This window comes from Cryptosporangium phraense, from assembly GCF_006912135.1.
Classification (GTDB): Bacteria; Actinomycetota; Actinomycetes; order Mycobacteriales; family Cryptosporangiaceae; genus Cryptosporangium; species Cryptosporangium phraense.
The window spans coordinates 223,921-247,831 of sequence record NZ_VIRS01000001.1; the positions used below are offsets into that span (position 1 = coordinate 223,921).

21 protein-coding genes are annotated in these 23,911 nt (G+C 72.0%); 9 read left to right on the top strand and 12 right to left on the bottom strand.

Annotated features, from left to right (window positions below; translation table 11 throughout):
* Position 1: 1 nt before the first annotated feature.
* The 3 genes from FL583_RS01010 to FL583_RS01020 are packed head-to-tail and all read right to left on the bottom strand — an operon-like array spanning position 2 to position 3,883.
* Positions 2-1,033, bottom strand: a complete 1,032-nt coding sequence (locus tag FL583_RS01010) for an ABC transporter permease (protein ID WP_142702507.1) — start codon at positions 1,031-1,033, stop codon at positions 2-4.
* The gene (locus FL583_RS01015; RefSeq protein WP_142702508.1) at positions 1,026-2,546 is read right to left on the bottom strand and encodes an ABC transporter substrate-binding protein; all 1,521 of its coding nucleotides are present in this window, start codon (positions 2,544-2,546) and stop codon (positions 1,026-1,028) included. Before FL583_RS01015 ends, FL583_RS01010 begins: the two co-directional genes overlap by 8 nt.
* Complete coding sequence (locus FL583_RS01020) at positions 2,543-3,883, bottom strand: NtaA/DmoA family FMN-dependent monooxygenase (RefSeq protein ID WP_142702509.1); 1,341 nt, start codon at positions 3,881-3,883, stop codon at positions 2,543-2,545. Before FL583_RS01020 ends, FL583_RS01015 begins: the two co-directional genes overlap by 4 nt.
* Before the next feature lie 223 nt (positions 3,884-4,106).
* Between FL583_RS01020 and FL583_RS01025 the strand changes: the two genes are divergently transcribed.
* The 3 genes from FL583_RS01025 to FL583_RS01035 all read left to right on the top strand — a co-directional run bounded on the left by FL583_RS01025 (position 4,107) and on the right by FL583_RS01035 (position 7,779).
* Positions 4,107-4,964: a LysR family transcriptional regulator gene (locus FL583_RS01025; RefSeq protein ID WP_142702510.1), complete on the top strand. Its 858-nt coding sequence runs from the start codon at positions 4,107-4,109 to the stop codon at positions 4,962-4,964.
* Positions 4,965-5,417 carry a cupin domain-containing protein gene (locus FL583_RS01030; protein ID WP_142702511.1) on the top strand — a complete coding sequence of 151 codons (453 nt, stop codon included), beginning with the start codon at positions 4,965-4,967 and terminating at the stop codon, positions 5,415-5,417.
* A 223-nt stretch (positions 5,418-5,640) separates the two neighbouring features.
* Positions 5,641-7,779: an NACHT domain-containing protein gene (locus tag FL583_RS01035; protein WP_142702512.1), complete on the top strand. Its 2,139-nt coding sequence runs from the start codon at positions 5,641-5,643 to the stop codon at positions 7,777-7,779.
* Positions 7,780-7,784: 5 nt separating this feature from the next.
* Here FL583_RS01035 and FL583_RS01040 read toward each other — a convergent pair whose 3' ends face one another.
* The 4 genes from FL583_RS01040 to FL583_RS01055 form a co-directional block, all read right to left on the bottom strand.
* Positions 7,785-9,035 carry a sulfite oxidase gene (locus tag FL583_RS01040; protein ID WP_142702513.1) on the bottom strand — a complete coding sequence of 417 codons (1,251 nt, stop codon included), beginning with the start codon at positions 9,033-9,035 and terminating at the stop codon, positions 7,785-7,787.
* Between the two features lie 80 nt (positions 9,036-9,115).
* Positions 9,116-9,391 (bottom strand): YciI family protein, encoded by a 276-nt coding sequence (locus FL583_RS01045; protein ID WP_142702746.1) that lies wholly within the window; start codon positions 9,389-9,391, stop codon positions 9,116-9,118.
* On the bottom strand, positions 9,388-9,855 hold the full coding sequence (locus FL583_RS01050) for an SRPBCC family protein (protein ID WP_142702514.1): 468 nt from the start codon (positions 9,853-9,855) through the stop codon (positions 9,388-9,390). The genes FL583_RS01045 and FL583_RS01050 overlap by 4 nt, the downstream gene beginning before the upstream one ends.
* Positions 9,839-10,180 (bottom strand): ArsR/SmtB family transcription factor, encoded by a 342-nt coding sequence (locus FL583_RS01055; protein ID WP_170323425.1) that lies wholly within the window; start codon positions 10,178-10,180, stop codon positions 9,839-9,841. Before FL583_RS01055 ends, FL583_RS01050 begins: the two co-directional genes overlap by 17 nt.
* Positions 10,181-10,309: 129 nt before the next feature.
* Between FL583_RS01055 and FL583_RS01060 the strand changes: the two genes are divergently transcribed.
* From FL583_RS01060 to FL583_RS01070, 3 genes are all read left to right on the top strand, one after another.
* Entirely contained in the window at positions 10,310-13,450 is a 3,141-nt protein-coding gene (locus FL583_RS01060; RefSeq protein WP_205751751.1) for an ATP-binding protein, read from the top strand.
* 88 nt (positions 13,451-13,538) lie between these two features.
* On the top strand, positions 13,539-14,363 hold the full coding sequence (locus FL583_RS01065; RefSeq protein WP_142702515.1) for an alpha/beta fold hydrolase: 825 nt from the start codon (positions 13,539-13,541) through the stop codon (positions 14,361-14,363).
* A 7-nt stretch (positions 14,364-14,370) separates the two neighbouring features.
* Positions 14,371-14,991, top strand: a complete 621-nt coding sequence (locus FL583_RS01070; RefSeq protein ID WP_142702516.1) for a response regulator transcription factor — start codon at positions 14,371-14,373, stop codon at positions 14,989-14,991.
* 4 nt (positions 14,992-14,995) lie between these two features.
* Here FL583_RS01070 and FL583_RS01075 read toward each other — a convergent pair whose 3' ends face one another.
* Positions 14,996-15,664, bottom strand: coding sequence for an NAD(P)-dependent oxidoreductase (locus FL583_RS01075; RefSeq protein WP_142702517.1), 669 nt, complete (start codon positions 15,662-15,664; stop codon positions 14,996-14,998).
* Positions 15,665-15,751: 87 nt separating this feature from the next.
* Between FL583_RS01075 and FL583_RS01080 the strand changes: the two genes are divergently transcribed.
* Entirely contained in the window at positions 15,752-16,360 is a 609-nt protein-coding gene (locus FL583_RS01080; protein ID WP_142702518.1) for a TetR/AcrR family transcriptional regulator, read from the top strand.
* On the opposite strand, the gene FL583_RS01085 is transcribed toward FL583_RS01080, so the two are convergent.
* The 3 genes from FL583_RS01085 to FL583_RS39870 are packed head-to-tail and all read right to left on the bottom strand — an operon-like array spanning position 16,361 to position 18,179.
* Positions 16,361-16,930: an HD domain-containing protein gene (locus tag FL583_RS01085; RefSeq protein ID WP_142702519.1), complete on the bottom strand. Its 570-nt coding sequence runs from the start codon at positions 16,928-16,930 to the stop codon at positions 16,361-16,363.
* Positions 16,927-17,325, bottom strand: coding sequence for a UTRA domain-containing protein (locus tag FL583_RS39865; protein ID WP_170323426.1), 399 nt, complete (start codon positions 17,323-17,325; stop codon positions 16,927-16,929). The genes FL583_RS01085 and FL583_RS39865 overlap by 4 nt, the downstream gene beginning before the upstream one ends.
* Entirely contained in the window at positions 17,322-18,179 is an 858-nt protein-coding gene (locus FL583_RS39870; RefSeq protein ID WP_170323427.1) for a tetratricopeptide repeat protein, read from the bottom strand. Before FL583_RS39870 ends, FL583_RS39865 begins: the two co-directional genes overlap by 4 nt.
* Before the next feature lie 137 nt (positions 18,180-18,316).
* On the opposite strand from FL583_RS39870, the gene FL583_RS01095 reads away from it, so the two are divergent.
* Positions 18,317-21,286 carry a helix-turn-helix transcriptional regulator gene (locus FL583_RS01095; protein WP_205751752.1) on the top strand — a complete coding sequence of 990 codons (2,970 nt, stop codon included), beginning with the start codon at positions 18,317-18,319 and terminating at the stop codon, positions 21,284-21,286.
* 71 nt (positions 21,287-21,357) lie between these two features.
* Positions 21,358-22,566 carry a tetratricopeptide repeat protein gene (locus tag FL583_RS01100; RefSeq protein ID WP_142702521.1) on the top strand — a complete coding sequence of 403 codons (1,209 nt, stop codon included), beginning with the start codon at positions 21,358-21,360 and terminating at the stop codon, positions 22,564-22,566.
* Here the strand turns inward: FL583_RS01100 and FL583_RS01105 are convergent, their stop codons facing one another.
* Positions 22,567-23,907, bottom strand: coding sequence for a PQQ-dependent sugar dehydrogenase (locus FL583_RS01105; RefSeq protein ID WP_142702522.1), 1,341 nt, complete (start codon positions 23,905-23,907; stop codon positions 22,567-22,569).
* Between the last annotated feature and the right edge of the window lie 4 nt (positions 23,908-23,911).

The following is a 23,911-nucleotide window of genomic DNA, read 5'->3' on the forward strand; positions in this document are numbered from 1 at the left end:
CTCACACCCCCCGGTGCGCGGCCGGCGTGATCCGGCCGAGCACGAGGTTGACGATCAGGTTGAAGCTCACGACCAGCACGATCGAGACGACCAGCACGCCCTGCACCTCGGGCACGTCGCCGGCCTGGGCGGCGTCGTTCGCGAACCGGCCGAAGCCCTGCAGGCCGAAGATCCACTCGGTGACGACCGAGGCGCCGATGATGACCGGGAACTTCAGGCCGAGGACGGCCAGCGCCGGCCCGACGCCGTTGGGCAGGACGTGCCGGAAGAAGATCCGGCGACGCCCGAGCCCGCGGACCACCGCCCCGGTGACGTAGTTCTCCGAGTACGCCCCGACCAGCCCGGCGCGCAGCTGCCGGGCCACGTCGGCGATCGCGTCGAAGCTCAGCGCGAGCGCGGGCAGCAGCAGGTGCGAGAACCACGGCGAGATGCCGACGCCGAACGGCACGTAGCCGCCGGACGGGAACCAGCCGAGCCCGACCGCGAAGATCTCGACGAGCAGGATCCCGATGACGAACGGCGGCATGATCGAGAACAGCGTCAGCACGGCGGTGATCGACCGGTCGATCCAGGTGCCGCGCCGGAGCGCGGCCAGCGCTCCGAACGCGAACCCGAAGACGACGCCGATGACCATCGCCAGCGTGGCCACCGACAGGCTGATCGCCAGCCCCTCGGCGATCAGCGTCGTGACGTCGACCCCGTTGGTCCAGCTGCGCCCGAGGTCGCCGTGGAGGACGTCGCCCAGCCAGTGCCAGTACTGGACGAGGAACGGCTGGTCGAGGCCCCACTCGTGCTCGATCCGGGCCACCGCCTCCGGGGTGGCCTCCTCGCCCAGCTGGCTGTGCGCCGGGCTCAGCCCGCTCAGCGCCCGCAGCGCGAACGTCACGAACGTCGCCACCAGGAAGACCGGCACGAAGATCGCGAGCGAGCGGGCGACGGTGACCAGGACCTGGACGGCGCCCCGCCGCAGGGTGAGGCCGGGAGCGGCGTCGATCACCGCGGGGGCGGCGTCGACGACCGCGACGCTAGCCATTGTCGATCCGCACGCCGGTCCAGTCGAGGTGGCCGGGGTTGGCCGGCAGCGCCGAGAGCGCCTTGCTCTTGGCCAGCAGGTTCGGTGAGGAGTAGGTGAAGACCAGCGCCTTGCTCTCCAGCCCGGCCCGGGTGGCGGCCTGCAGCGTGGTCGCGTACTGCGGGGAGTCCAGCGGGGTCTGCCGGACCTTCGCCGCCGCGGCCTCGAACCCGGACGGCTCGTACGGCGAGCTCAGGTTGAGCGGCCCGTTCGGCCCGAAGTGCGCGGTGAGCGTCTGCAGAGCCGAGTCGCGGCCGGTCGTCCCGTACAGCGACAGCGTCAGATCCTTGGCGAAGAACGGCGTCGCCCAGTTCTTGTCGACCTTGATGTCGATCGTGATCCCGACCGCGGCCAGCTGGGACTGGACGATCTCGGCCTGCGGGTCGGCGTTCGGGATGACCAGCGTCAGCTTGATCTTCGGAATGCCCTTCAGCAGTTCCCGGGACTTGGCCGGGTCGTACGGGTACTTGTCCGTCGACTGCGGGTCGTAGGCGACGTACCCCTTCGGGAACGGCTGGTCGGTCGACTCGCCGTACCCGAACCCGAGCTTGTCGACGAACTCCTGACGGTTGATCGCGTACCGGACCGCGTCGACGACCTTGGGGTTCGTGAACGGGGCCTTGTTGATGTTGATGCTGATGTTGTTCGCGTTGAACCCGGGCTGCACGAACACGTCCAGGTCGGCGTCCTTGGCCGCCTTGGCGTTGTTCGGCGTGATGTCGGCGAAGTTGTAGACGCCGGTCTGCAGGCCGGAGACCACGGTGGCCGCGTCCGGGGCGGAGACCAGCTCGACGTTGTCGAGGTGGATGTTCTTCGCGTCCCAGTAGTCGGGGTTCTTCTTCAGCACGGCCTTGGTGCCGGGGATCAGCTGGGTCACGATGAACGGCCCGGCGCCGACCGGACGCTGGTCGAGCGTCTCGGGGTCGCTCTTCGGGCTGGCGATCTGGAGCACGCGCTCACCGAACAGCAGCGGGATCTGGTAGTCGGTCTGCGTGAGGTGCACGACCGCGTCCAGGTCGCCGCTCGTCGTCACCGACTTGATCGACGTCAGGTCGCCGAAGAGCGCGGAGTTCTTCTGGGTCTTGGCCCGGTCGATCGCGGCCTTCACCGCGGCCGCGTTCACCGGCGTCCCGTCGCTGAACTTGAGGCCCTCCCGGAGGTGGAACGTCACCTCGTCGCCGGTGTCGTTGTACTTCCAGCTCTCGGCCAGGTCGGGGACCGCGTTGCCCTTCTCGTCGGTCTTGGTCAGCGACGCGTAGACGAGCGCGAGCTCGCGGAACTGCGCGCCGCTGCCCGAGACGACCGGGTCCCAGTGCGTCGGGAAGTAGGACGTGGCCCACTTCAGCGTGGCCGTGCCGTCGCCGGAGGCGCCGGTCCCGCCGCCGGCGCAGGCGCCCAGCACGAGGGTGAGCACGACTGCGAGGGCTAAGCGGATCCGCATGGCGGTTCTCTTCCTTCGGTGGGGAGGGTTCATCGGACCGGCTCCGGCGTGCGCCGGGCCGCGGTGTGGCGGTTCTCGGGGAGGGGAAGGCCGAGGTTCCCGCGCAGGGTGTCCGCTTCGTACTCTTCGCGGACGACGCCCCGCTCGCGCAGGATCGGCACGACCTGATCGGTGAAGCGGGCGAACTCGCGCGGCGAGTTGACGCTGATGCTGACGCCGTCGAAGCCGCCGCCGTCGAACCAGCGCTGGATCTCGGTCGCCACGGTCAGGGGCGAGCCGACGAACGGCGACCGGCCGGCGTCGAGCTGGCGCTGCACCACCTGGCGCAGCGTGAGGCCGTGCTCGCGGGCGTGCCGGGCGATGCCCTCGGCCTGGGTGCGGAAGCTGCTACCCGGGTCGACGTCGGGGAACGGCGCGTCCAGGTCGTACTGGCGGAAGTCGTGCCAGCCGAACGGGCGGCCGAGTTCGGCCAGCGCCTTGTCGAAGCTCTTCGCGCCGAGGATCTCGGTCTCCCGGGCCCTGGCCTCGTCGTCGGTGTCGGCGACGATCGGGAAGATCCCGGGCATGATCAGGACGTTCTCCGGGTCGCGTCCCTTCTCGGCCGCGCGACGGCGGAGCTCGGTGCGGAATGCCCGGGCCTGCTCGAGCGTCGCCGCGTGGGTGAAGATCGCGTCGGCGATCGCCGCGCCCAGGTCGCGGCCGTCTTCCGAGTCGCCGGCCTGGAAGATCACCGGCTGGCCCTGCCGGGAGCGCTCGAGGTTGAGCGGGCCGACGACCTGGAAGAACTCGCCGCGGTGGTTCAGCGCGTGCTGCTTGGTGCGGTCGAAGAAGACCTTGCTCTCCTTGTCGCGCGGGAACGCGTCGGCCTCGTAGGAGTCCCAGAGTCCCTGGGACACCCGGACGTGCTCGAGCGCCCGGGAGTACCGCGTCGGGTAGTCGTAGTGCTCGTCGCGGCTGTAGTTGCCCGCGGTACCGGCGTCGCCGCTGGTCACGACGTTCCAGCCGGCGCGGCCGCCGCTGATGTGGTCGAGCGAGTAGAGCCGCCGGGCCAGGTTGAACGGCTCGTTGTACGAGGTGGTGGCCGTGCCGACCAGACCGATGTGCGTGGTGTGCACGGCGATCGCCGACAGCAGGGTCAACGGCTCGAGCCGGCTGAGGTAGTGATTCGGCGAGTCCGGCGTGATGAACTGGCTGTCGACGATGAAGACGAGGTCGAACTTGGCCGCCTCGGCCTCGCGGGCTCGGGCGATGTACCAGTGGACGTCGACGCTCGCGTCGGCGGCGACGTCCGGATCGAGCCACGTGTGGTGCTGACCGGGACCGCCGGCTCCGAGGAGGATGGCGCCGAGTTTCAGGGTGCGGCGAGACATACGGGTGCCTTCCGGGCCGTGTCGGGGGGTTCTTCGAGGGGGCGCGACTCAGGCGCCTCGGGGGCCGTGACGGCGATGTCAGCGACAGTCCGCGGGGAGGTGCATCACACTGACCGGCGGCTTCATGTCGACTATCCTGATCGAGGAAGTAGGGAATGTCCAACGACGGTTCGCGATCGGGATTCATCACGTCTACTGATGAGTTCCCGGTGAGGGGGTGGGCATGACGCTGGACATCGCGCCGCTGCGGAGCCTGGTCGCGGTGGCCGACCGCGGCGGGTTCCAGCGGGCGGCGCGCTCGCTGCAGCTGAGCCAGAGCGCGATCAGCCAGCACGTCCGCCGGTTGGAGACGGCGATCGGTCGTCCGCTCGTCGTCCGCCACGGCCGCGGTTCGCGCTTCACCCCGGACGGCGAGCACCTGCTGGCCCACGCCCGGCGGATCCTCGCCGCCCACGACGAAGCGCTGCGCGCGTTCGGCGTCGAGACCGACCGGGCGGTGGTCATCGGGTCGACCGAGCACGCCGCCGCGCAGTTGCTGCCCGCGCTGACCGCGGCGCTGGAAGAGAGCCTCCCGGCCAGCCGGACGCGGTTCCGGATCGACCGGGGCACCCGCCTGCGCGACAGCCTCGCGGCCGGCACGATCGACCTCGCGCTGCTGCTGGGCAGCAGCGACGACCCGCGGGCGGTGCCGGTCGGCGAGCTGGAGCTGACCTGGTACGCGGCCCCGTCGTGGGCGCCGTCGGCCGGTCGGCCGATCCCGATCGCCGCGTTCGACGACCCGTGCGTGCTCCGCTCGCGCGCGTTGGAGACGCTGGCCGAGCACGGCATCCCGGCCGAGATCAGCGCCGAGTCGGCGCAGCTCGCCGGGGTGCAGGCCGCGGTCGGGGCCGGCCTCGGCGTCGCGCTCATGGCGACGCTCGGCCAGACGCCGGAGGGCCTGGTGCCGCGGGTCGACCTGCCGGCGCCCCGGCCGCTCCCGCTGAACGTGTGGTCGCGGACCGGCCTGCCGCCCGAGGTCACGCAGGCCGCCGCCGCCGCGATCGCGCGATTGCTCGTATTCGAACTAGCAGAGGGTGCCTGAATGTCTGGTTTGTATCTTCCCGAGGATCCTTTTCACCGACGGCTGCACCGCATCGCGCCGTCCGGCCTGATCGGCGACACCACGCAGACCACCGGTATGCGCCGGGTGGAGGCGATCAGCGGCAAGACCGTCGGGGCCGAGAACCTCTGGATGGGACAGACCCACGTCCCGGCGTCCACGAACTCGGCCAACCATCACCACGGCGCCTCGGAGACGGCGATCTACGTGGTCGCGGGCTCGCCGGTCTTCGTGTTCCTCGACCTGGAGGGAGAGGAACCGGTGGAGACGCGGATCCAGACCGGCCCGGGCGATTACGTGTTCGTGCCGCCGTACGTGCCGCACCGGGAGGAGAACCCGGACCCGGAGGTGGAGGCGGTGGTGGTGATCGCGAGGACTACCCAGGAGGCGATCGTGGTCAATCTGGAGGAGTTGAGCTGGGACGGAGTGCGGTGAAGCCAGCAACGGTGCTGAGGTGGGTGACCGAGTGGGTTGAACCCCTCGGCCGGGTCGACCGTACTGCCTCACAGGGAGTGAACTCAGTGCGGCTGCGAGTGTCCGGCCCGTACTGAGGACTCCTGGTGGCCGGAGCGGGGTCCGGCGACCTGGGGATACGGGGGACGAGTTGGTGCATCGCAGGATGGGGCAGCGTGGCCTGACCCGGTCGGCACTCTGGTGGGTGCGTGGGCTGATCCTGGCGCTGACGACGGCCGCGCTCGGCGTCGCCGGCAATCTTGCCTCCGATACGGTCCACCTCCGACAGTTGCGGAACCCGGCGGTCGTGTGGGGTGTCCTGCTGGTATCAGTCGTCGTCGCGTATCTGATCGGCCTGTGGGCGAAGGCGCCGCGTGACACCGCGATCGACAGCCTCACGGATGCCGCGGCTCGTCTAGCCGAGGAGTCCACCCTGTTCTGGCGCGAGCACGCCTGGGCCGGCGGTCTCGCGAACGATTGGATCGACGTACGTTGGTCGGTCGACCTGGACCATTCCGTCCTCGACCTGAAGGACTCCAGTTCGGCCTCGGGTCGCGCCCGTCGCAAACAGCGGAAACGGCCCGCCCCGATGCCGGCTACGGTCCCGGATGGTTCGGTCGTCGATCTTTACGACCAGGTGTTCTCGAGGTTTCCCCGCGCACAGTTGGTGATCACCGGCCCGCCGGGATCCGGCAAGAGCGTCGCGATGCTGAAGCTCTTGCTCTCGATACTCGCCGACCGTGCCGACTCCACGTCGAAGAGCCGGCCGAGCTCAGCGGTCCCGGTCTGGGTCAGCCTGTGTGATTGGAATCCTGAGGCTGTCGAGTTGTCCGACTACGCGGCAGCAGCGATGACTCGGGACTACACAGCGTTGACTCGGGGGCCGGCCGGACGTGGCACCGCCCGCGCGCTGATAGACGGCGGCCACGTGTCCTTGATGCTCGACGGGCTCGACGAAATGCCCGGCCAATGGCTTAGCGCCGCCCTCACAGCGATCGACGCGATCAGCCAACGCGTCCGGGTGGTCCTGACTGCCCGACCGGACGGCTACACATCAGCGCGGAGCACCGGTCGACTGAGCCGGCCGGTCGTGGTGCGGCTGGCGGGCATCGATCTCGACACCGCGGCGGCCTATCTCGACCGAGGTCACGACGATCCAGGAGTGCGGAGCCAGTGGTCCGACGTCGTCGAGAGGCTCGGTGCACGGCCAACCTCGGCACTGGCGGCCATCCTTCATACGCCACTGGGGCTGCATCTGGCCCGCTATGGCTACGACGGCCGGCAGCAGGGGCACCAGCCACTGGAACTCCTCGGTTTATGCACCGACGATGAGATTTGGGATGTTCTGGTCGCGCAGTACCTACGCTATGCCTATCCGGTCGACGGTGATCTCGGCCGCCGCCGCCGGCGGCTGCGCCGACGCCGCGAACGAGCGATCTACTTGCTGGGTTGGGTAGCGCACCACATGGGACAGAGCCGGGACCTACCCTGGTGGGCAACTCTCCGCTGGCTTCCCCGCCGAGGTCTCGTTCCCCTGGGTGCGGCCGCCCTCGGCACTCTGACCGCCGTGACGACCGGGGTCACCGCCCTGCTCCTCGGAGGCCACCTGTCGTGGTGGGCCGTGCCGTCGGCTGCGGTGGGGGGCGCAGTGGCCGGTGGGTGGTCGGTCGGACGGTCGGCCGGGGCTGCCCCCAGCCGCGTCGACGTGCGGCGTCTGACGCGGGACGAGGTCACTGTGACGACGTCAGCGGCGGCCCTGATCGGGGTGCTGTTCGGTGGCCTTACCGCGGTGCGAAGCGGGCTTGCAGCTGGGTGCTGGGTAGGTTTCGGTCTGGCATTCTTGGTCCTTCTCGGCATAGGGCGGAGCGCTGACCGTTTCCGCGGCGGCCTCCTGACGCTGTGGTCCCAGCCGTTGGCTGATTCAGCGGCTACCACCCCCGCCGGGTCGTACCGGGCGGATGTCCCGCGCACGGCGCTCGACCTGGTCATCTGCCTGCCGCTTGTCACCGGATTCCTGACGGTGTCCGCGTCGTTCAGCCTCGCGCCGACGCTGGCACTCGTGTTCGGCGTAGGGGGTGGCACAGTGCTCGGCGCCATCCGTGGCCCGGCGCCCGGGATGCTGGCCCTGCTGAGCCCGGTGGCCACCGCGCTGTGCTGGCGCCGGTGGGTGCGGATGGTGCCGACGCTCGAGGTCGCGGCCCAACAGCAGGTGCTCCGCCGGGTCGGCGCGATCTACCAGTTCCGTCATGCCGAACTGCAGAACCATTTGGCCAGACAGTGGAAGGTCGGCTCTTCGCCAGGTCGCGCCACCTCAGTTCCCGTCTCACCGACTCCGCGCGCCTGACGTCCTCAGGAGACGGTGACCGGGTGGTCGACGACGGCGTCGAACAGGTAGCCCTGGGTGTTGAACGGGGTGGTGTCCGGTTGAGTGTGGCCGGTGGTGTCGCTCGCGCGGGCGCGGAGGGTGTGCGGACCGGCGGCGGCCGGCCGCCAGGGCAGGTGCCAGCGCTGCCAGCCGTCGCGTTGCGGCCGGCCGCTCAGGTGGGCCGGTCGCCAGGTGGCTCCGTCGGTGCTGACCTCCACCCGCCGGATCGGGCCGTGCCCCGACCAGGAGCGTCCGTGCAGCGTGTAGCTGGAGCCGAGCGCGAAGCGTTCGTCCCAGGCCAGCTCGAAAGCGCTCTTGATCGTCTGCCGGCCGAGGACGACGCCGTCCTCCGGGTAGGACGGGCCCCAGAGCCGGTAGAACTGGGTGTTCCAGGGCGAGAGCAGCGGGGTGGCGGAGACCTCGATGTGACCGAGCCACTTGATCGACGAGATGCCGACCCACGACGGCGCGACCACGCGGACCGGGAAGCCGTGGTCGGGCGGGAGCGGGCGGCCGTTCATCTCGTAGGCCAGCAGCACGTCGTGCAAAGCCTTCTCGATCGGCATCGGCCGGCGGACCCGGCCGAGGTTCGTTCCGTTGCTGACGTAGTCCGGGTCCAGACCCTCCGGCATGACGTCGACCGCCTGCGGGGTGAGGCCGGCGTGGCGCAGGACGGTGGACAGCCGCACACCGCGCCACTCGGCGACGCCGATCGCCCCCAGCCGCCAGGCGGTGCCGGTCGCCGGCTGATCCTGCTGCGTGTCGAAGAAGCTCCGGCCGTTGCCCGCGCACTCGATGACGGCGAGCCGGGTGGTCGCCGGGAGCGATCGCAGCTGCCGGTAGGTGAACTCGATCGGAGCAGCGGCGGTGGGGGCTCCACGCAGTCCGGTACCGAACAACCGGAGCCGCCAGCCGTCCACATCGATCAGTGGGGTGCGGGTGTGGTTGCGGACGAAGAACCGGTCGACCGGGACCGTGTAGCCCTGCCCCCGCATCGCCTCCCACCGCATCTCGGCATTGGTACCTCGCAGATAGAAGAGGCTCTCCGGCGTCGGCTTGACGATCGTGGGTGGCGTCTCGGCCGCGGCCGAGACGCGGCCACCACCCGCGGTGACGCCGGTCGCGGCGATCAGTCCGGCCGTGGCGGTGTGCCGCAGGAACGACCGGCGGCTGTGACCCGCGCCCAGCCACTGGGTCACGCGCGCGCGGTCGTAGGCGTGCTCGTCGTGGATCATCAGTCCTCCGGACGTCGAATCGATGCGGAGAGGCCTGGACCCACAGTATTGGAGTTAGCCGACCGAGATAGTAGGAAACGCTACTCGGGGACGAGGATCTCGTTCCACTCCCGAATCGTGTACCCCCGAACCACGCCGTTCAGCACGAACGGATCACCGGCCACGAAGTCCTCGGCCGCCTGGCGGCTCCGGAAGATCGCCATCGATCCGTCGGCCTGCGGATCGGCGAACACGCCGATCATCAGCAGGTCCCCGCGCCCGTGGTACTCGTCCAGCCGGGCCTTGTGGGCAGGAAGATGCTCCGGGGCCCGCTCGGCCACGTTGTCGGCGGACTCGTACGACACGACGTACTTCATCGCGCCGTGCCGTTCGCGAACGCCGCCAGCGTGGCGCTCCACGCGCCCGGGTCCTCGAACGTCTTGCGCATCGCCTCGGCGTCGGCGCCGTAGGCGTCCAGATCGCGGTGTTCCAGGACGACGCGGGTGCGCCCGCCGTCGACCGGGTGGAACTGGACCTCGACCGAGGTGACGAGGTCGGGATCGAACTTCCAGTCGGCACCGATCTGCCAGGTCACGACGAACCGGGCCGGCGGGTCCCAGACGGTCACGAACCCGGTGGAGGTCTCGCTCCCGTCGGTGTGCCGGGTGTACCAGCGGCCGCCCTCCTCGGGTTCCACGACGATCTGCTCGATCGGCGCGGAACCGATGTGATGGTCGGCCGGCCACCACGAGGTCATGTCGGCGGTGAAGATCCGGAACGCGGTGTCCGGGTCGACGTCCACCGTGACCTCGCGGCTCACCGTGTCAATGGTCTGAGTCATCGTCATTGCTCCGATCGTGTTCCTCGGTCCGGGCCGCGCGACGGGCGAACGCGGCCAGGGACCGCTCCCAGAAACCGTCGAGATGCCGTCGCAGTTGCGCTAGTGCCTCGGGGTCGACCTGGTAGATCCGGCGGGTGCCCTCCTGCCGGTCGGAGATCAGGCCGACGTCCTTGAGAACCTTCAGATGCTGGGAGACCGCCGGACGGCTGATCGGCAGCTCGTCGGCCAGTTGCCCGACGGACAGCGGCCCGGTCGACAGGCGATCGAGGATCGCCTGCCGGGACGGGTCGCCCAGCGCGGTGAGCATTGCGGAAGCGTTCGTCATGACGAACGGTAAGTTACTACTTACCGAAGAGCCGGGCAAGGTGGTTGACCCTCCGCGACCGGCAGGCCACTGTGAACCCGGTTGCCCGGTCGGGCAATCCCGCCACGAAAGGGTCCTGGGGGAGGTCGCGTGGCTCGTTCGCTCCGCCTGCGGATCCTGGGCCCACTGCGCATCTGGCGGGACGGCGTCGAGCTGAACGTCGGGCACGGCAAACAGGCGAACCTGCTGGCGCTGTTGCTCGCGCGGGCAAATCAGCCGGTGGGCACCGGTGAGTTGATCGCGATGCTGTGGAGCGCGGATCCCCCGGCGACCGCGGTCAACGTCGTCCAGAAGTACGTCGGCGCGCTACGGCGGCTGCTCGAACCCGGGATCGCGGCCCGGGACACCGGGTCCTACCTCGTGCGCCGGGGCGCCGGCTACATGTTCTCGGCCGGGCCGGACGTGCTCGACGTCGTCCGGTTCCGGGAGTCGATCGAGGCCGCCCGGGCCGACCCGGAGCCGCGGGCCGCGCTGGACGCCTACGCCGAGGCGCTCGGGCTGTGGCGAGGGCCGGTGGCCGACGGATTCGTCCGGGAGACCGGGGCGATGCCGGTGTTCGCCGCGGTGGAGGACGAGTTCCTCGACGCGTGCGCGGCGGCGGCCGAACTCGCGGTCGCGCTCGGGGCCCCCGACCGGGTGGCCCAGCCGTTGCAGCTGGCCGCGTCGATGGCGCCGCTGCACGAGCCGGTGCTGGCCGCGCTGGTCACGACCCTCGGCGCGGCCGGGCGTCAGGCCGACGCGCTGGCGGTGTACCAGCAGGTGCGCACCCGGCTGGCCGAGGAGCTCGGCGTCGACCCGGGCCGGGCCCTGCAGGACGCACAGCAGTTCGTGTTGACCCGGTCGCTACCGTCCCAGCCGCCGACGAGGGCCACGACGCCGTCGCCCGGACTCGTCGGCCGGGCCGAGGAGCTCGCGGTACTCCGGCAGGGGCTGGAGTCCGCCCGGACCGGGGGCGCGTCGCTGGTGCTGCTCGAGGGCGAGCCGGGGGTCGGCAAGACGCGCCTGGTCGAGGCGGCCGCGGGCGAGGCCGCCCAGCGCGGCGCGCTCGTCGTCTGGGGCTCCTGTCTGGAGGGGGACGGCACTCCGGCGATGTGGCCGTGGGTCCGCACGATCGGCGCGGTGCTCGACCACCTGCCCACCGCCGAGCGGGAGAAGTGGCTGGCCGGAAGCCTCGGCCGGCTCGTCGAGACCCGGGACGGCACCCCGGCCCTCCCGCGCAGCGACGACCAGTTCCGCCTGTTCGAGCAGGCCGCGACCGCGCTGGCCGCGGCCGGGGCCCGTCAGCCGGTGATGGTCGTGATCGACGACCTGCAGTGGGCCGACGTTGCCTCGCTGCACCTGTTCGTGCACCTCACCGCCCGGTTACCGGCCGGCGTCCTGCTCGTCGGAACTCTGCGCAACTGGGCCCCGCTGCCCGATCGCGAGCTGACCCGCGTCCTGGCCGAGGCCAGCCGGGTGCCGGGCCACCGTCGGATCCGGCTCGGCCCGCTCAGCCCGGACGAGGTCGCGGAACTCGTCCGGCGCGAGACCGGTCAGCTTCCCGACGTCGGCGCGGTCCGGCGGATCCGGCTGCGAACGGCGGGGAACCCGTTCTTCGTCCGGGAACTCGCCCGGTTGCTGGCCGACGAGGGCGAACTGACCGAGGACGCGGTCGCCGAGGCCGGGGTGCCCTCCACCGTCCGGGACATCGTCCGGGGCCGGCTGGCCGGCCTCGACGAACCGGCCCGGGACCTGCTGCAGATCGCCGCGCTCGTCGGCCGCGACGTCGACCTCCGCCTGCTCGCCCGGGCCGCGGACCTCACCGCGCAGGCCTGCCTCGACCGGCTGGAGCCGGTCGAGGCCCTGGGCCTGCTCGGCCCGGACCCGGGGAATCCGTTCTCCTACCGGTTCGCCCACGACCTGGTCCGCGAGTCGGTCTCGGTGGCGGCGTCGCGCCGGCAGGAGCCCGGGCTGCACCTGCGCATCGCGAACGCCCTGGAAGACGGGGCTCAGGACGGCGAGTCCGTGGCCGAGCGGCTGGCCCACCACCTCTGGTCGGCCGGTCCGCTGGCCGATCCGGCCCGCACGGCCGCCGCGCTGGTCCGCGCGGGCCGCCGGGCAACGATGAAGTACGCGTTCGAGGCGGCCGAGCGACAACTGCTGTCCGCCGTCGACGTGGCCCGCGGTGCGGGGCTGCCCGAACTGGAGCTCGCCGCGCTCTCCCAGCTCACGACGTTTCTCGGGATGCGCGTCGGCTCCCCCGCCGCCGACCTCCGGCTGCTGCAGCGGGCCGAGACGCTCGCCCGGACGCTCGGCCGCGAGCTGGACGCCGTCGAGTTCCTCTACTCGCAGTGGATCCGGTTCTCCCAGGGCGTCGACATCGGCCGTAGTGGCCGGCAGGCGCAGCAGATGCTCGACCAGGGCCTGAGCTCGCGGAGTCCGATCGTCGGCGCCTACGGCGCCTGCGCCTGGGGCGTCCACCAGTACGAGATCGGCCACAGCGGCGAGGCCGTCCGGTCCCTGACTCGGGCCTACCGGCTGGTGACCGAGGAGGACGTCGAACCCGACGAGGTGCTGCTCCAGCGACGCCTGCAACGCGAGGTCCCGGTCTGGCTCGCGACGATGACGGCGTTGCACGGCGACGTCGACGCGGCCCGGCGCCTGTTCGCCACCGCGGAAGCCGACGCGGGCGACGATCGCTCGGCGACCACGATCTGGGCCGGCATGGCCGCGCTGACCGCGGCGACGGTCGGCGATCCGGCCTGGGCGCTACGGGCCGCGGAGCGGGGCATCGCCACCGACCTCGAGTTCTCCTGGATCCTCCTCGGCACCTACCAGCGGCTGGCCCGGAGCTGGGCCGGAGCGGTCACCGGCGACGACCCCGGCCGGGCCGCCGCCGAGGCCCGCGACCTGATCGAGGAGCGGCTCGTCGACCCGCCGCTCGCGAGCGCCGCCACCTGGTACGGGCTGCTGGCCGAGGCCTGGCTGGCCGCGGGCGAGCCGGACGAGGCGGCCGCGGCGCTCGACCGCGCCGACGCGATCGCGGACGCGACCGGTCAGCGCGACGCCGCCGGTCTGATCGCGCTGATGCACGCCCGGGTGCTCGCGGCCCGCGGCCGCCCGGCCGACGAGGTCCGGGCCGCGGCCGAGGACGCCCGCGCGCTCTCGCTCGCGGCCGAGGCCCACCTGTTCGTCCGGCGAGCCGACGACTTCCTGGCCGAGCTCGCACTGAAGAAGCCGCGCTCGCACTGAAGAACCAGGGAACGCCTCGTTCAGCATCTGTTCCGTGCTCGTCGGGTCCAATCACGACGACGAACCGGCGAGCGAAGCGAGGAAGCCGATGCCCACCATCACCACCTCCGACGGCACCGAGATCTTCTACAAGGACTGGGGAACCGGTCAGCCGATCGTCTTCAGCCACGGATGGCCGCTGTCGTCCGACGACTGGGACGCCCAGATGCTGTTCTTCCTGGACCACGGCTACCGGGTGATCGCGCTCGACCGTCGCGGGCACGGCCGCTCGTCGCAGGGCAGCGAGGGCCACGACATGGACCACTACGCCGACGACCTGGCCGCGCTGACCGAGCACCTCGACCTGCACGACGCCATCCACGTCGGCCACTCCACCGGTGGCGGCGAGATCGCGCGTTACCTGGGCCGGCACGGCGAGAGCCGGGTCGCCAAGGTGGTGTTCATCTCCTCGGTGCTCCCGTACGTCATGCAGGACGACACCCACCCGATCGGGCTGCCGGCCTCGGTGTTCGAGGGCTTCCGGACCGCGCTGGCCGCCAACCGCCCGGAGTTCTACCAGGAGGTCGCGGCCGGCCCGTTCTACGGCTTCAACCGGCCGGGCGTCGAACCGTCCGAGCCGATCATCCGCAACTGGTGGCGGCAGGGAATGTCCGGCGGGGCCAAGGCCCAGTACGACGGCGTGTACGGGTTCGCCCACGCCGACTTCACCGCCGACCTGGAGAAGATCACCGTCCCGGTGCTGGTCATGCACGGCGACGACGATCAGATCGTCGTCTACGCCAACACCGCACCGCGGACCGTGGAGCTGGTGAAGAACGGCACGCTGAAGACGTACGCGGGCTTCCCGCACGGCATGCCCACGACCCACGCGGACACGATCAACGCCGACCTGCTGGAGTTCTTCCGATCCTGAGACCGGTGTGACCCCCGAAACGCCGGGACCCGACCGGATCCCGGTCAGCGTCCACGGCGACGACCCGCTGATCGTGGCCGGCCTCGTTCACTTCCTGACGTCCAGCCCGCTGGTCGAGCTGTGTGAGGCCGACGGCGGCGTCGCGGTGCTCTTCGCCGAGCGGGTCGACCGCCCGGTCATGAGTCGGCTGCGGGCGCTCGGCCGGACCGGCCGCGTCGTGCTGGTCGTCCCCCGCGTGCGGGAGCCGGAGCTGCTGCGCGCGCTCGACGGCGGGGTGTCGGTGATCCTGCTGCGGCACCAGGTCACGCCGGAGGGCCTGCTCGACGCGGTCCGCACCGCGGCCGGCCACGATCGGGCCCTCCCGCGCGACGCCGTCGATCAGCTCGTCGACGTCGTGCTCAGGCTCCGGCGGGAAGCCGGAGCGCGGGTCAGCGCGCACCCGCCGACGGACCGCGAGCTGGACGTCCTGCGGCTGCTGGCCGACGGCCTGGAGACGAGGGAGATCGCCGAACGACTCGAGTTCTCCGAACGCACGGTCAAGAACGTGCTGCACGGCGTGACTTCCCGCTTCCGGCTGCGGAACCGGACCCACGCGGTGGCCCACGCCATCCGCGAGGGCTACCTGTAGCCGGTCAGGTGGCGATGCCGACGGTCTGGCCGACGGTCTCCGGGCGGTCGATCGTCGCCAGTAGGAAGTGGGCGACGTCGGCGCGCGGGATCGAGCGGCCGCCGCGCACGTTGGCGCCGACCCGGGTGCGGTACCGGCCGGTGAGCGGCTTGTTCAGCAGGCGCGGCGGCCGGACGATCGTCCACGCCCGATCGCTGGCCCGCACCAGGTCCTCCATCTCGGCCAGGTCGAGGTAGGAGTCCCAGAACGCCTTCCGGACGATCGGCCCGAGGACGTTGCGCATGATGAAGCCCTCCTCCGGGTCACGGGACGGCGGATCCGGCCGCTCCGGGGACGGCACGGTCGGCACCGGGACGGCGCTGACCACGACCAGCCGCCGGACGTCGGCCGTCCGCATGGCCGGGAGCACGAGCCGGATCGCCGACGTCATCACCCCGGCCTCGGCCCTGGAGCGGGGGCCCAGCGCGCACAGCACCGCGTGGGCCCCGGCGAACGCGGGCCCGAGCGGCTCGGGACCGGTGGCCGTCGCGAAGTCCATCCGGACGCCGCGGACGCCGGCCGGTAACCGCTCGGGCGACCGGACCACCGCGGTCACGTCGTCACCGCGCTCGATCGCCTGGGTGACCAGCGCGGAGCCGACACCGCCGGTCGCGCCGAGGATCGCGAGTTTCATGGGGCGCTCCATTTCCTGAGTGTGCACTCAGCATGGCGCCGAACATATCTGAGTGTCAACTCAGGAAATGACCCCTAGACTTCCGGCATGACGAGCACCGGTGTGCGCCGCGGGCGTCCCCCGTCGGGCGGGCGCGAGGCGATCCTGCGGGCCGCGCTGCAGATCCTGCGCGAGCGCGGGGCCAGCCGGCTGACCACGAAGGAGGTCGCCCAGCGGGCCGGGGTCTCCGAAGGCAGCGTGTTCTACCACTTCAGCGACCGCGCCGGCCTGCTCACCGCGGTCATCGAGGACGCGCTCTCCGAGCTGAAGGCGCTCAACGACGGCGAACTGCACGGCGACGACGTGAGCGCGGTGCTCGACCGGTTCACCGGGCTGGTCGAGAGCTTCCTCGACCGCACGCTGACCTCGATGATCGCCGCCCAGTCGGACGCCGATCTGCGCGCCGCACTGGTCGACCACCTGGCCGCCAACGACATGGGCGCGCACCGGGGCATCCAGATCCTCAGCGCCTACGTGCGGGGCGCCCAGAAGGCCGGGGCGGTCCGGGCCGACGTCGACCCGGACGCGGTCGCGACGCTCATCTTCGCCGTGCCGTTCCTGCACGCGGCCCACCGTCAGCTGCTCGGCGACGAGTACCTGGCCCGCCTTCCGGGACGGCGGGAACTACTCGACACGCTCGACGTCCTACTGCGGTGATCAGATCGTCGCGTGGCCGTAGACAGTCGCCAACCCGGCCAGATCCGGGTCTCCGTACCGGCTCCGCAGGAACTTGAAGCGGGTCGCCTTCTCCTCCCCGAACCGGGCCACGGTCGCCGTGTAGGTGTCGGCCGAGACGAACACCGGCGGCGACTTCTTGCTGTGGAACTTGTCGGCGTACATGACCAGTTCCTCCTCCGGCGTCTCGGCCAGGTAGTCCGCCACCGGCAACGGCAGCTCCTGCGCGACGACGTCGGCGCCGGTCAGGCCGACGCCGGTGTGGTGCGAGCACATACGGCACAGGCGGTCGGGCAGCCCGAGCGACCGGAGCAGCGCGTCGCCCAGGATCCCGTGCCGGATGTACGCCGCGCCCTGCAGCCGGTACACACCGACGTCGTGCAGCAACGCTCCGGCGTTCACCAGCTCCGCGTCCACGTCGGCGTCCGCCGGAAGCAGTTGGAGGGCGAGGTCGCGGACGATCCGGCAATGGGTGAAGACCAGGTCGAACGCCTCGGGGGTCGGCGCGTAGCGCCGGTGCAGGTCCTCGATCTCCCGGTCGGACGGGATCACGTCGGCAGCGCGTAGCGCAGTTCGGTGGACTCCCCCGGCAGCACGAACTCGGTCCACTCGACCAGGTCGCCGTCCGACCAGAACTCACGACGCACGAGCAGCACCGGCAGACCGGCGGGAACGTCGAGCGTCGCCACCTGCTCGGGCGTCGGCAGCGCGGCCCGGACGGACTCGATCACCTCGTCGACCGGCGAGCCCTGCGCGGCCAGCCGGCCCGCGACCTCGGTCACGTCCGGGATCGGACGGGCCAGGTCGCGCACGACGGAGTCCGGCCGGCGCCGGACGCGCGTGCCTTCGGTCCAGCCCTCCCGCTGCAGCTCCTCGATGGCCGGCACCTCGTCGCCCGGCTGCAACTGGCCGGTGAGGATCTGTCCACGAATCTGGTCGGCGGTCACGATCCCGACACTAGGGCCTGCAGCTCGTGTTCCGCGTTCGGGTCGCCCGCGTTCATCGCTTCGGTGTACCAGCGCACGGCGGCCGCGGTGTCGCCCCGCTCGCGGTACAGGACGGCCAGGTTCGTCATCGCTCCGGAGAACCCGGCCTTGGCCGCCCGGCGCAGCCACCGCTCGCCCGTCCCCTCGTCGCCCCGGGCCAGCGCGAGCTGGGCCAGCGACCCCATCGCGTACGCGTTCTCGCTGCGTGCGGCCCGCTCGAGCCACTCCTCCGCGGCCGGGTCCCGCAGGTCGTGCAGGCCGAGCCCGAGCAGGTACATCGCCTCGGGGTGGCCGGCCTCGGCCGCCCGCCGCCACCACTCGACCGCTTCGGCGACCCGCTCGGCGTCGTCCAGCAGCGCGCCGAACGCGCACCAGACGTCCGGATCCGGGCTGGTCTCGGCGTGCGCGCGGGCCGAGGCCAGGACCGCGTCGGCCGCGTCCGCGTCCCCGCGGTCCCGGTACAGCCGGCGCAGGCCGAGGGCGGCCGTCAGGTCACCCGCGTCGGCCGCGGCCCGCAGGCCCGGTTCGGCCCGGTCCCGGTATTCGGACGCTTTCGCGGCCTGCCCGCGCCGGGTGTACACGGCGGCCAGATTGAGCGACGCCTCCGGCACCCCGGCCTCGACGGCTTTGCGCAGCCATTGCAGGCCCTCGATCGTCCTCCCGGCCCGGATCCGCTGTTTGCCCAGCTCGTTGCAGGCCGGCCCGTACCCCGCGGCGGCGGCCTCCTCGTACAGGGGCGTCGACGGCCCCTCGTGCCCGAGGAGGTCGAGCCGACGCCCCTCCCGGTACCGCTCCTCCGGCGATCGCCGCCGCACCCTTAGCTCCACATCGGTACTACGTGCCGGACGGCCGGACCGGCTCATCGCGTCCGTCATTGTCTGACCGTAACGCGCCGCCGGCTAGCCGAACGGCTGGCGGACGGGACCGCCGACGGGAAAGAGAATTGCTGATCGTGACCGCTCCGATCGGACGCGAGCGCGAGCTGGACGCGCTCGACGCCACGCTCGCGGACGGCGTCGGCGGCTGCACGGTCGTGACCGGCCCGGCCGGCATCGGCAAGTCGTACCTGCTCGACGCGGTCATCCGCCGGGCCCGCGAGCGCGGGACGACCGTCGCGACCCGGCGCGCGTTCGAGCTCGACCGTGCGGTGCCGCTGATCTCGCTGGCGTCCGCGCTGCGGAACTGCGACCCGCCGTCGGCGTCGTTCGGCTGGCTGCCGGGCGAGTCCGGGAACACGTTCCGGACGCTCGAACGGCTCGGCGCGTCGCTGGAAACCAGCGCGGCCGAGCGTCCGCTGGTCGTCGCGATCGACGACGCCCAGTGGATCGACGAGTTCAGCGCGCTCGCTATCCGTCAGCTCGTGCCCGCGCTCGCGTCGTCCCCGGTGCGGTGGTTGCTGGCTCGTCGTCCGCAACCGGAGGGGACCCCGGGACAGCAGGTCGTCTCCTGGCTGCGCCAGGAGGGCGCGGACGAGGTCGTGCTCGGCGGCCTCCCGGAGGACGCGGTCGGCGCGCTCTGCGCGCAGGTCCTCGACGCCGAGGTCGACAGCACCGTGCTCGCGCTGGCGTCCGGGTTCGGGGGCAGTCCGCTGCAGGTGACGCAGCTGATGCGGTCGTTGCGGGTGACGGATCAGCTGGTGATCGCGGACGGGGTGGCGACGGTCGTCGGCACCGAGTTGCCGTCGTCGTTCGTCGCGATGGTGCGTCAGGTGCTGGATCAGTTGCCGGACGACCCCCGTACGGTGGTGCGTTCGAGTGCGGTGTTCGGCCGTCCTTTCGGGCTGGGCGAGGTCGCGCGGTTGCTCGGGCGGCGGCCGGCCGAGCTGGTGCCGCTGATCGAGCTGGCGGTCTCCGCGTCGCTGCTGACCGACGCCGGTGGCGTGCTGACGTTCGTGCACGATCTGGTTCGGCGCGCGGTCCACAGCACGCTCGGTGAGGCGGTCGCGGTCGTGCTGCACCGCGAGGCGGCGACGATCGCCCGCGCCGACGGACGGCCGCCGATGGAGATCGCCGAACACCTGCTGTCCGGCGGCCGCGACGGTCGGCGCGAAGCCGTCGACGAGCTCCGGGCGGCGGCCGCCGACGTCGCCGCGATGGCACCCAGCACCGCCGCTGACCTGCTCGTCCACGCGTTGGACGTCCTCGGGGAGCACGGGCCGGGACGGACGGCGCTGGTGGCCGAGGCCGTCGGCCTCCTGGCCGCGGCCGGGCGCCTGGACCAGGCCCGCGACCTCGGTCGCGCGGCGCTGCGCGCCGGACTCGACCGGCCGACCGAGGCACGGCTGCTCCTCGGCCTGGCCGAGGCGTTCAAGCACGCCGGGCACAACGCGACCGCGGTCGGGTACGCCGATCAGGGGCTTCGGCACACTGATGGGGACGCGCTGGCCGCGCGGTTGTACGCGATCCGCGCGCACGCCCAGGTGTACACCGGGGACCTGGCCGGGGCGGACCGGTCCGGCGAGCAGGCCGACGTGATCGGGCGCGCCGTCGGGGAGCCCGGCGCGTCGGTGTTCGGGCTGTGCGCGAGGAGTCTGGTCGCGCAGGCGCGCGGCGATCTCGGCGGTGCGCTGCGCCACGCCGAGGTGGCGACGGCGCTGGCCGACGAGGTCGGTGGAGAGGCGCTGCAGCGGCATCCGAGGATCTGGCTGGCCGCCGCGCTGACCGAGCTGGATCGGCTGGACGAGGCGGCGCGGGAGATCGAACGCGGGCGGGACGAGTCGGATCGGCTGGGGACGGGCTGGTCGGCGCCCCTGTGGCACTACTACGGGGCGGCGGTGCTGCTGGCCCGGGGTGAGCTCGAGGATGCCGTGGCCGAGGCGAACGCGGGGGTCGCGGTAGCGGAGCGGTTGGGGTCTCACCAGCTGGCGTTGCCGCTGCTGGGGACGTTGGTGCGGGTGGCCGTGGAGCGGGGCGCGGTGGACGCGGCGGTCGAGTACCGCGGCCGGATGGAGGCGCTGGTGGCCGGCGGCATGAGCGCCGCTCCGGAGGATGTCGAGTATCCGAGGGGGTTGGTGCTGGCGGCGGTGGGGGATGTGGGCGGTGCTCTCGAGGTGCTCGGGCCGTTGGTCGACGGCCTGCCGGAGCGGCCGGTGCTGATAGCCCAGGATCCGGGTGCGGCCGCAACCCTGGTGCGGATCTTGGTGGAGGGTGGCGATGTCGAGCGCGCGGAGGTGGTAGCCCGAACCGCCGCGGCGGTGGCCGCCCGCAACGCGCCGCGGCCCGAGGCCGACCGGCCCGGCTCGGCGAACGGCGCCGGGGTGGATCCGGGGGTGGATCGAGGCGGGTTGGCGGGGCTGGTTGGTGGGGCGGCTCATGCGGCCGGGTTGCTCAACCGGGACCTGTCCGCGCTGCGGACCGCGATCGAAGCCTTCCGCCGAACGCCCCGGCGCCTGGCCCTCGCCACCGCCCTGGCGGACGCGGCCGCCGCAGCGGATGCGGGTGCCTCGGCGGATGCGGGTGACCTGGTCGGCTTTGAGTCGGAGTCGGAGTCGGAGTCGGGGGCGGAGGCGTGGCGCGCCGAGGCGCTGGCGCTCGCCTCCGCCTGCGGAGCCCACCGCCTCCGCCGATCGCTCACCAGCCCCGCGAACGCCACGGCCCCGACGAGCGGCCGGGCCGCAACCCACGCGGGCGTCTCACTCGAAGCAGACCCGGACCACCCAAGCGCGGACGACGGGTCGGTGTCGATCGGGTCGGCGTTGGAGCGGCTGTCGCCGGCCGAGCGGCGGGTGGCCCTACTGGTGGCCGACGGGCTGACGAACCACCAAGTCGCGGCCCACCTGCACCTGTCCCGCCACACCGTCGACAGCCACCTCCGCAAGATCTTCGCCAAGTGGACGATCCAAAGCCGAGTAGCCCTGGCCACCGTAGTCGCCCGAGACCTCCCCACCCGAGAGCCAGACGCAAGCAGCACCCCTCAGCGATGATGCCGACATGGACGCAACGCTCCCGGCTCCGCTGAGCGTGTTCGCAGCTCACTCGCCCGGTCACCCTGAAAGTGGAGGCGAAGAGCGATCGCGGCGTCTCCGGGCAGAAGGAGATGTACACCAGCGCCCTTCACGCCGACGTCTACATCGCCGACCTCACCGGCGCGAACCCGAACGTCTATCTGGAGCTCGGCGTCCGCTGGGCGCTCCGGGACCGCGTCACGATCATCGTCTGCCAGTCGATCACCGAGGATCTCCGGTTCAACGTCCAGACGGCCAAGGCGATCCGCTACGGGAAGGAGCCGGGCGTACTGAAGACGGCTCGGCAACGGGTCGTCGACAAGATCATCCAGACCCAGCGCGACGACGAGATCGACAGCCTCATCCGGGTGCTGATTCCGGATCTCTACACCACCAGCCGTGCGGACGTCGACAGGCTCCGCAGCCGCATCCGCGAGCTCGAGGAGGAGCGCGGTGAAGAGCTGGTCGAGGCCGCGCTCGCGCCCGACACCCCGCAGGATCAGGGGCGTCGCTTCCTCGAGGAAGCGATCACGAAGAGCCCGCGGAACTTCCGCGCGCACCTGGCGCTGGGCGACCTTCACCGACGCGAAGGGCGCTTCGGCCTCGCGATCGAGCGGCTCGATCAGGCCACCCGCCTGCAGCCGGGGTCGGCCGAGGCCTGGCGACTGCTCGGCGTCGCGCTGACCAAGGCCGAGCGCCTGGACGAAGCGCGCACCGCGTTCGAGCGTTCGCTCGACCTCGATCCGCACCACAGCGAGACCTGGTCCAACCTCGGCGGCCGACGCCGGCGCGCGGCGATGCGCCCGGACGGCAGCATCGATCGGGCGATGCTCCGCGAGGCCCGCGACGCCTACCTACGCGCGAGCCGCATCGACCGGGCCGACTCCTACCCGCTGGGCAACGCGGCCCTGATCTCGCTGATGCTGAGCACTACCGACCCGGCCCTCGCCGAAGCCGCGAACACCGAGTTCACGCGGCTCTTCCACGTCGCCACCGCGGAGGTGGTCGACCCCGAACGCACGGATGAGTGGAAGCTCCTGGACCTGGCCACCGCGCTGGCTTACCGTGGCCGGCTCGCCGAGGGCGAGCAACGACTGGCCGAGGCCGCGGCACTCGTCCCGCGTCCGGAACTCCCCGACCGGTTCGGCGCGTTCGTCCGCACGCTCAGCGACGTGATCGCGGTGCTGCCGGACGACCACCCGCACCGCGACGCGTTTGTTCGGCTGGCTGGAGCCGGGCGGGCGGCGATGGGCGCGTGACTACGTCGGCACCACGCGGTACACCGCGTTGGCCTTGTCGTCGCTGACGTACAGCGCCTTGTCCGGGCCCTGCACGGCCATCACCGGGCGGCCCCACCGCGAGCCGTCGCGATTCTGGAAACCGGTCAGCAGCGTCTGCTGCGGGCCGAGCGTGTTCCCCCGCCAGGCGAAGAACGAGACCTCGGGCGGGCGGGGCGGGTGACGATTCCACGAGCCGTGGATCCCGACCAGCGCACCCGGCCCGTAGCCTCCACCCAGGCCCGGCGCGAAACTCAGCCCCAGCGGCGCCGAGTGGGCGCCCATCCCCTGCTCGACCGGCGCCAGCGACGCACAGTCCAGCTTCGACCCGTCGGCGTTCGTCTGGACGTCCCGGACGAACGGGCGGCGGGTGTAGCTCAGCGGCGAGTCCTTGTCGCCGAGCTTCAGGTCCGGGTCCGGGTTGCAGTACGGCCAGCCGAGGTCGCGGCCCTGGGTGAGGCGGGCCAGCGGCTCCAGCGGGTGGTCGTTGACGTACTCCTGCAGCACCTCACCCTGGTCGCGGCCCGGGTGCGGGTACTCGATGTTGTCCCGGTTGTTCACCGCGGTCCAGACCGCGCCGTCGGGGGCGATCGCCAGACCGGTGCCGTTGCGGACGCCGCGGGCGAACACGGCGGGCTTGCCGCCGCCCGGGGGCACCCGCAGAATCGTCGCCCGCTCGGGGTCGGCGTCGCGGTCCTCGGCCGAGATGTTGCCGGTCGAGCCGACCGACACGTACAGCGCGCCGTCCCGGCCGATCGCGACGCTCTTCAGCGCGTGCGCGTAGTGCCCGCCGAGCTCGGGACTCTTCGCGTCGGGGAGCCCGGAGACCACGACCCGCCGGCCCGACACCGCACCGGCGCGGTAGACGAACGAGTCGACCTGGTCGCTCTCGGCCACGTACAGCGTGTTCCCCGCGAACGCCAGGCCGTGCGGCTGGTTCAGCCCGCGCACCAAGGTCCGCTGGGCCGGTACGCCGGCCCCCGGCACGAGCTCGACGACCTCGCCCGCCGACGGGCGGGACACCAGCAGCCGGCCGTCGGGCGTCCAGGCCAGGAGGCGGGCGCCGGTCACCCGGGCCCAGACCGTGACCGTCCAGCCGGGCGGGGCCTGCAGCGTGCGGGTCCGGTCGAACGGGTCGTCGCCGTTGCCGGCCAGCGGCCGTACCGACGTGGCGGTCAGCGCGGGCACGTCGGCGTCGGCCACCGACGCGGACGGGGGCACGGTCTGCTTGGGCGGGCTGTCGTCGGCCCGCCCGTCCGTGGAGCACGCCGCGATCGCGCACACCAGTCCGCCGGCCACTACCGCCCGCGCGAAGCTGTTCATCTGC

Bases quoted from the DNA above. Each gene is read 5' to 3' on its own strand.
- FL583_RS01045 (WP_142702746.1), bottom strand. From the start codon at position 9,391: ATGAAGTACGTCGTGTCGTACGAGTCCGCCGACAACGTGGCCGAGCGG.
- FL583_RS01040 (WP_142702513.1), bottom strand. From the start codon at position 9,035: ATGATCCACGACGAGCACGCCTACGACCGCGCGCGCGTGACCCAGTGG.
- FL583_RS01020 (WP_142702509.1), bottom strand. From the start codon at position 3,883: ATGTCTCGCCGCACCCTGAAACTCGGCGCCATCCTCCTCGGAGCCGGC.
- FL583_RS01015 (WP_142702508.1), bottom strand. From the start codon at position 2,546: ATGAACCCTCCCCACCGAAGGAAGAGAACCGCCATGCGGATCCGCTTA.
- FL583_RS01025 (WP_142702510.1), top strand. From the start codon at position 4,107: ATGACGCTGGACATCGCGCCGCTGCGGAGCCTGGTCGCGGTGGCCGAC.
- FL583_RS01080 (WP_142702518.1), top strand. From the start codon at position 15,752: ATGACGAGCACCGGTGTGCGCCGCGGGCGTCCCCCGTCGGGCGGGCGC.
- FL583_RS01030 (WP_142702511.1), top strand. From the start codon at position 4,965: ATGTCTGGTTTGTATCTTCCCGAGGATCCTTTTCACCGACGGCTGCAC.
- FL583_RS01075 (WP_142702517.1), bottom strand. From the start codon at position 15,664: ATGAAACTCGCGATCCTCGGCGCGACCGGCGGTGTCGGCTCCGCGCTG.
- FL583_RS01105 (WP_142702522.1), bottom strand. From the start codon at position 23,907: ATGAACAGCTTCGCGCGGGCGGTAGTGGCCGGCGGACTGGTGTGCGCG.
- FL583_RS01010 (WP_142702507.1), bottom strand. From the start codon at position 1,033: ATGGCTAGCGTCGCGGTCGTCGACGCCGCCCCCGCGGTGATCGACGCC.
- FL583_RS01050 (WP_142702514.1), bottom strand. From the start codon at position 9,855: ATGACTCAGACCATTGACACGGTGAGCCGCGAGGTCACGGTGGACGTC.
- FL583_RS01065 (WP_142702515.1), top strand. From the start codon at position 13,539: ATGCCCACCATCACCACCTCCGACGGCACCGAGATCTTCTACAAGGAC.
- FL583_RS01055 (WP_170323425.1), bottom strand. From the start codon at position 10,180: ATGACGAACGCTTCCGCAATGCTCACCGCGCTGGGCGACCCGTCCCGG.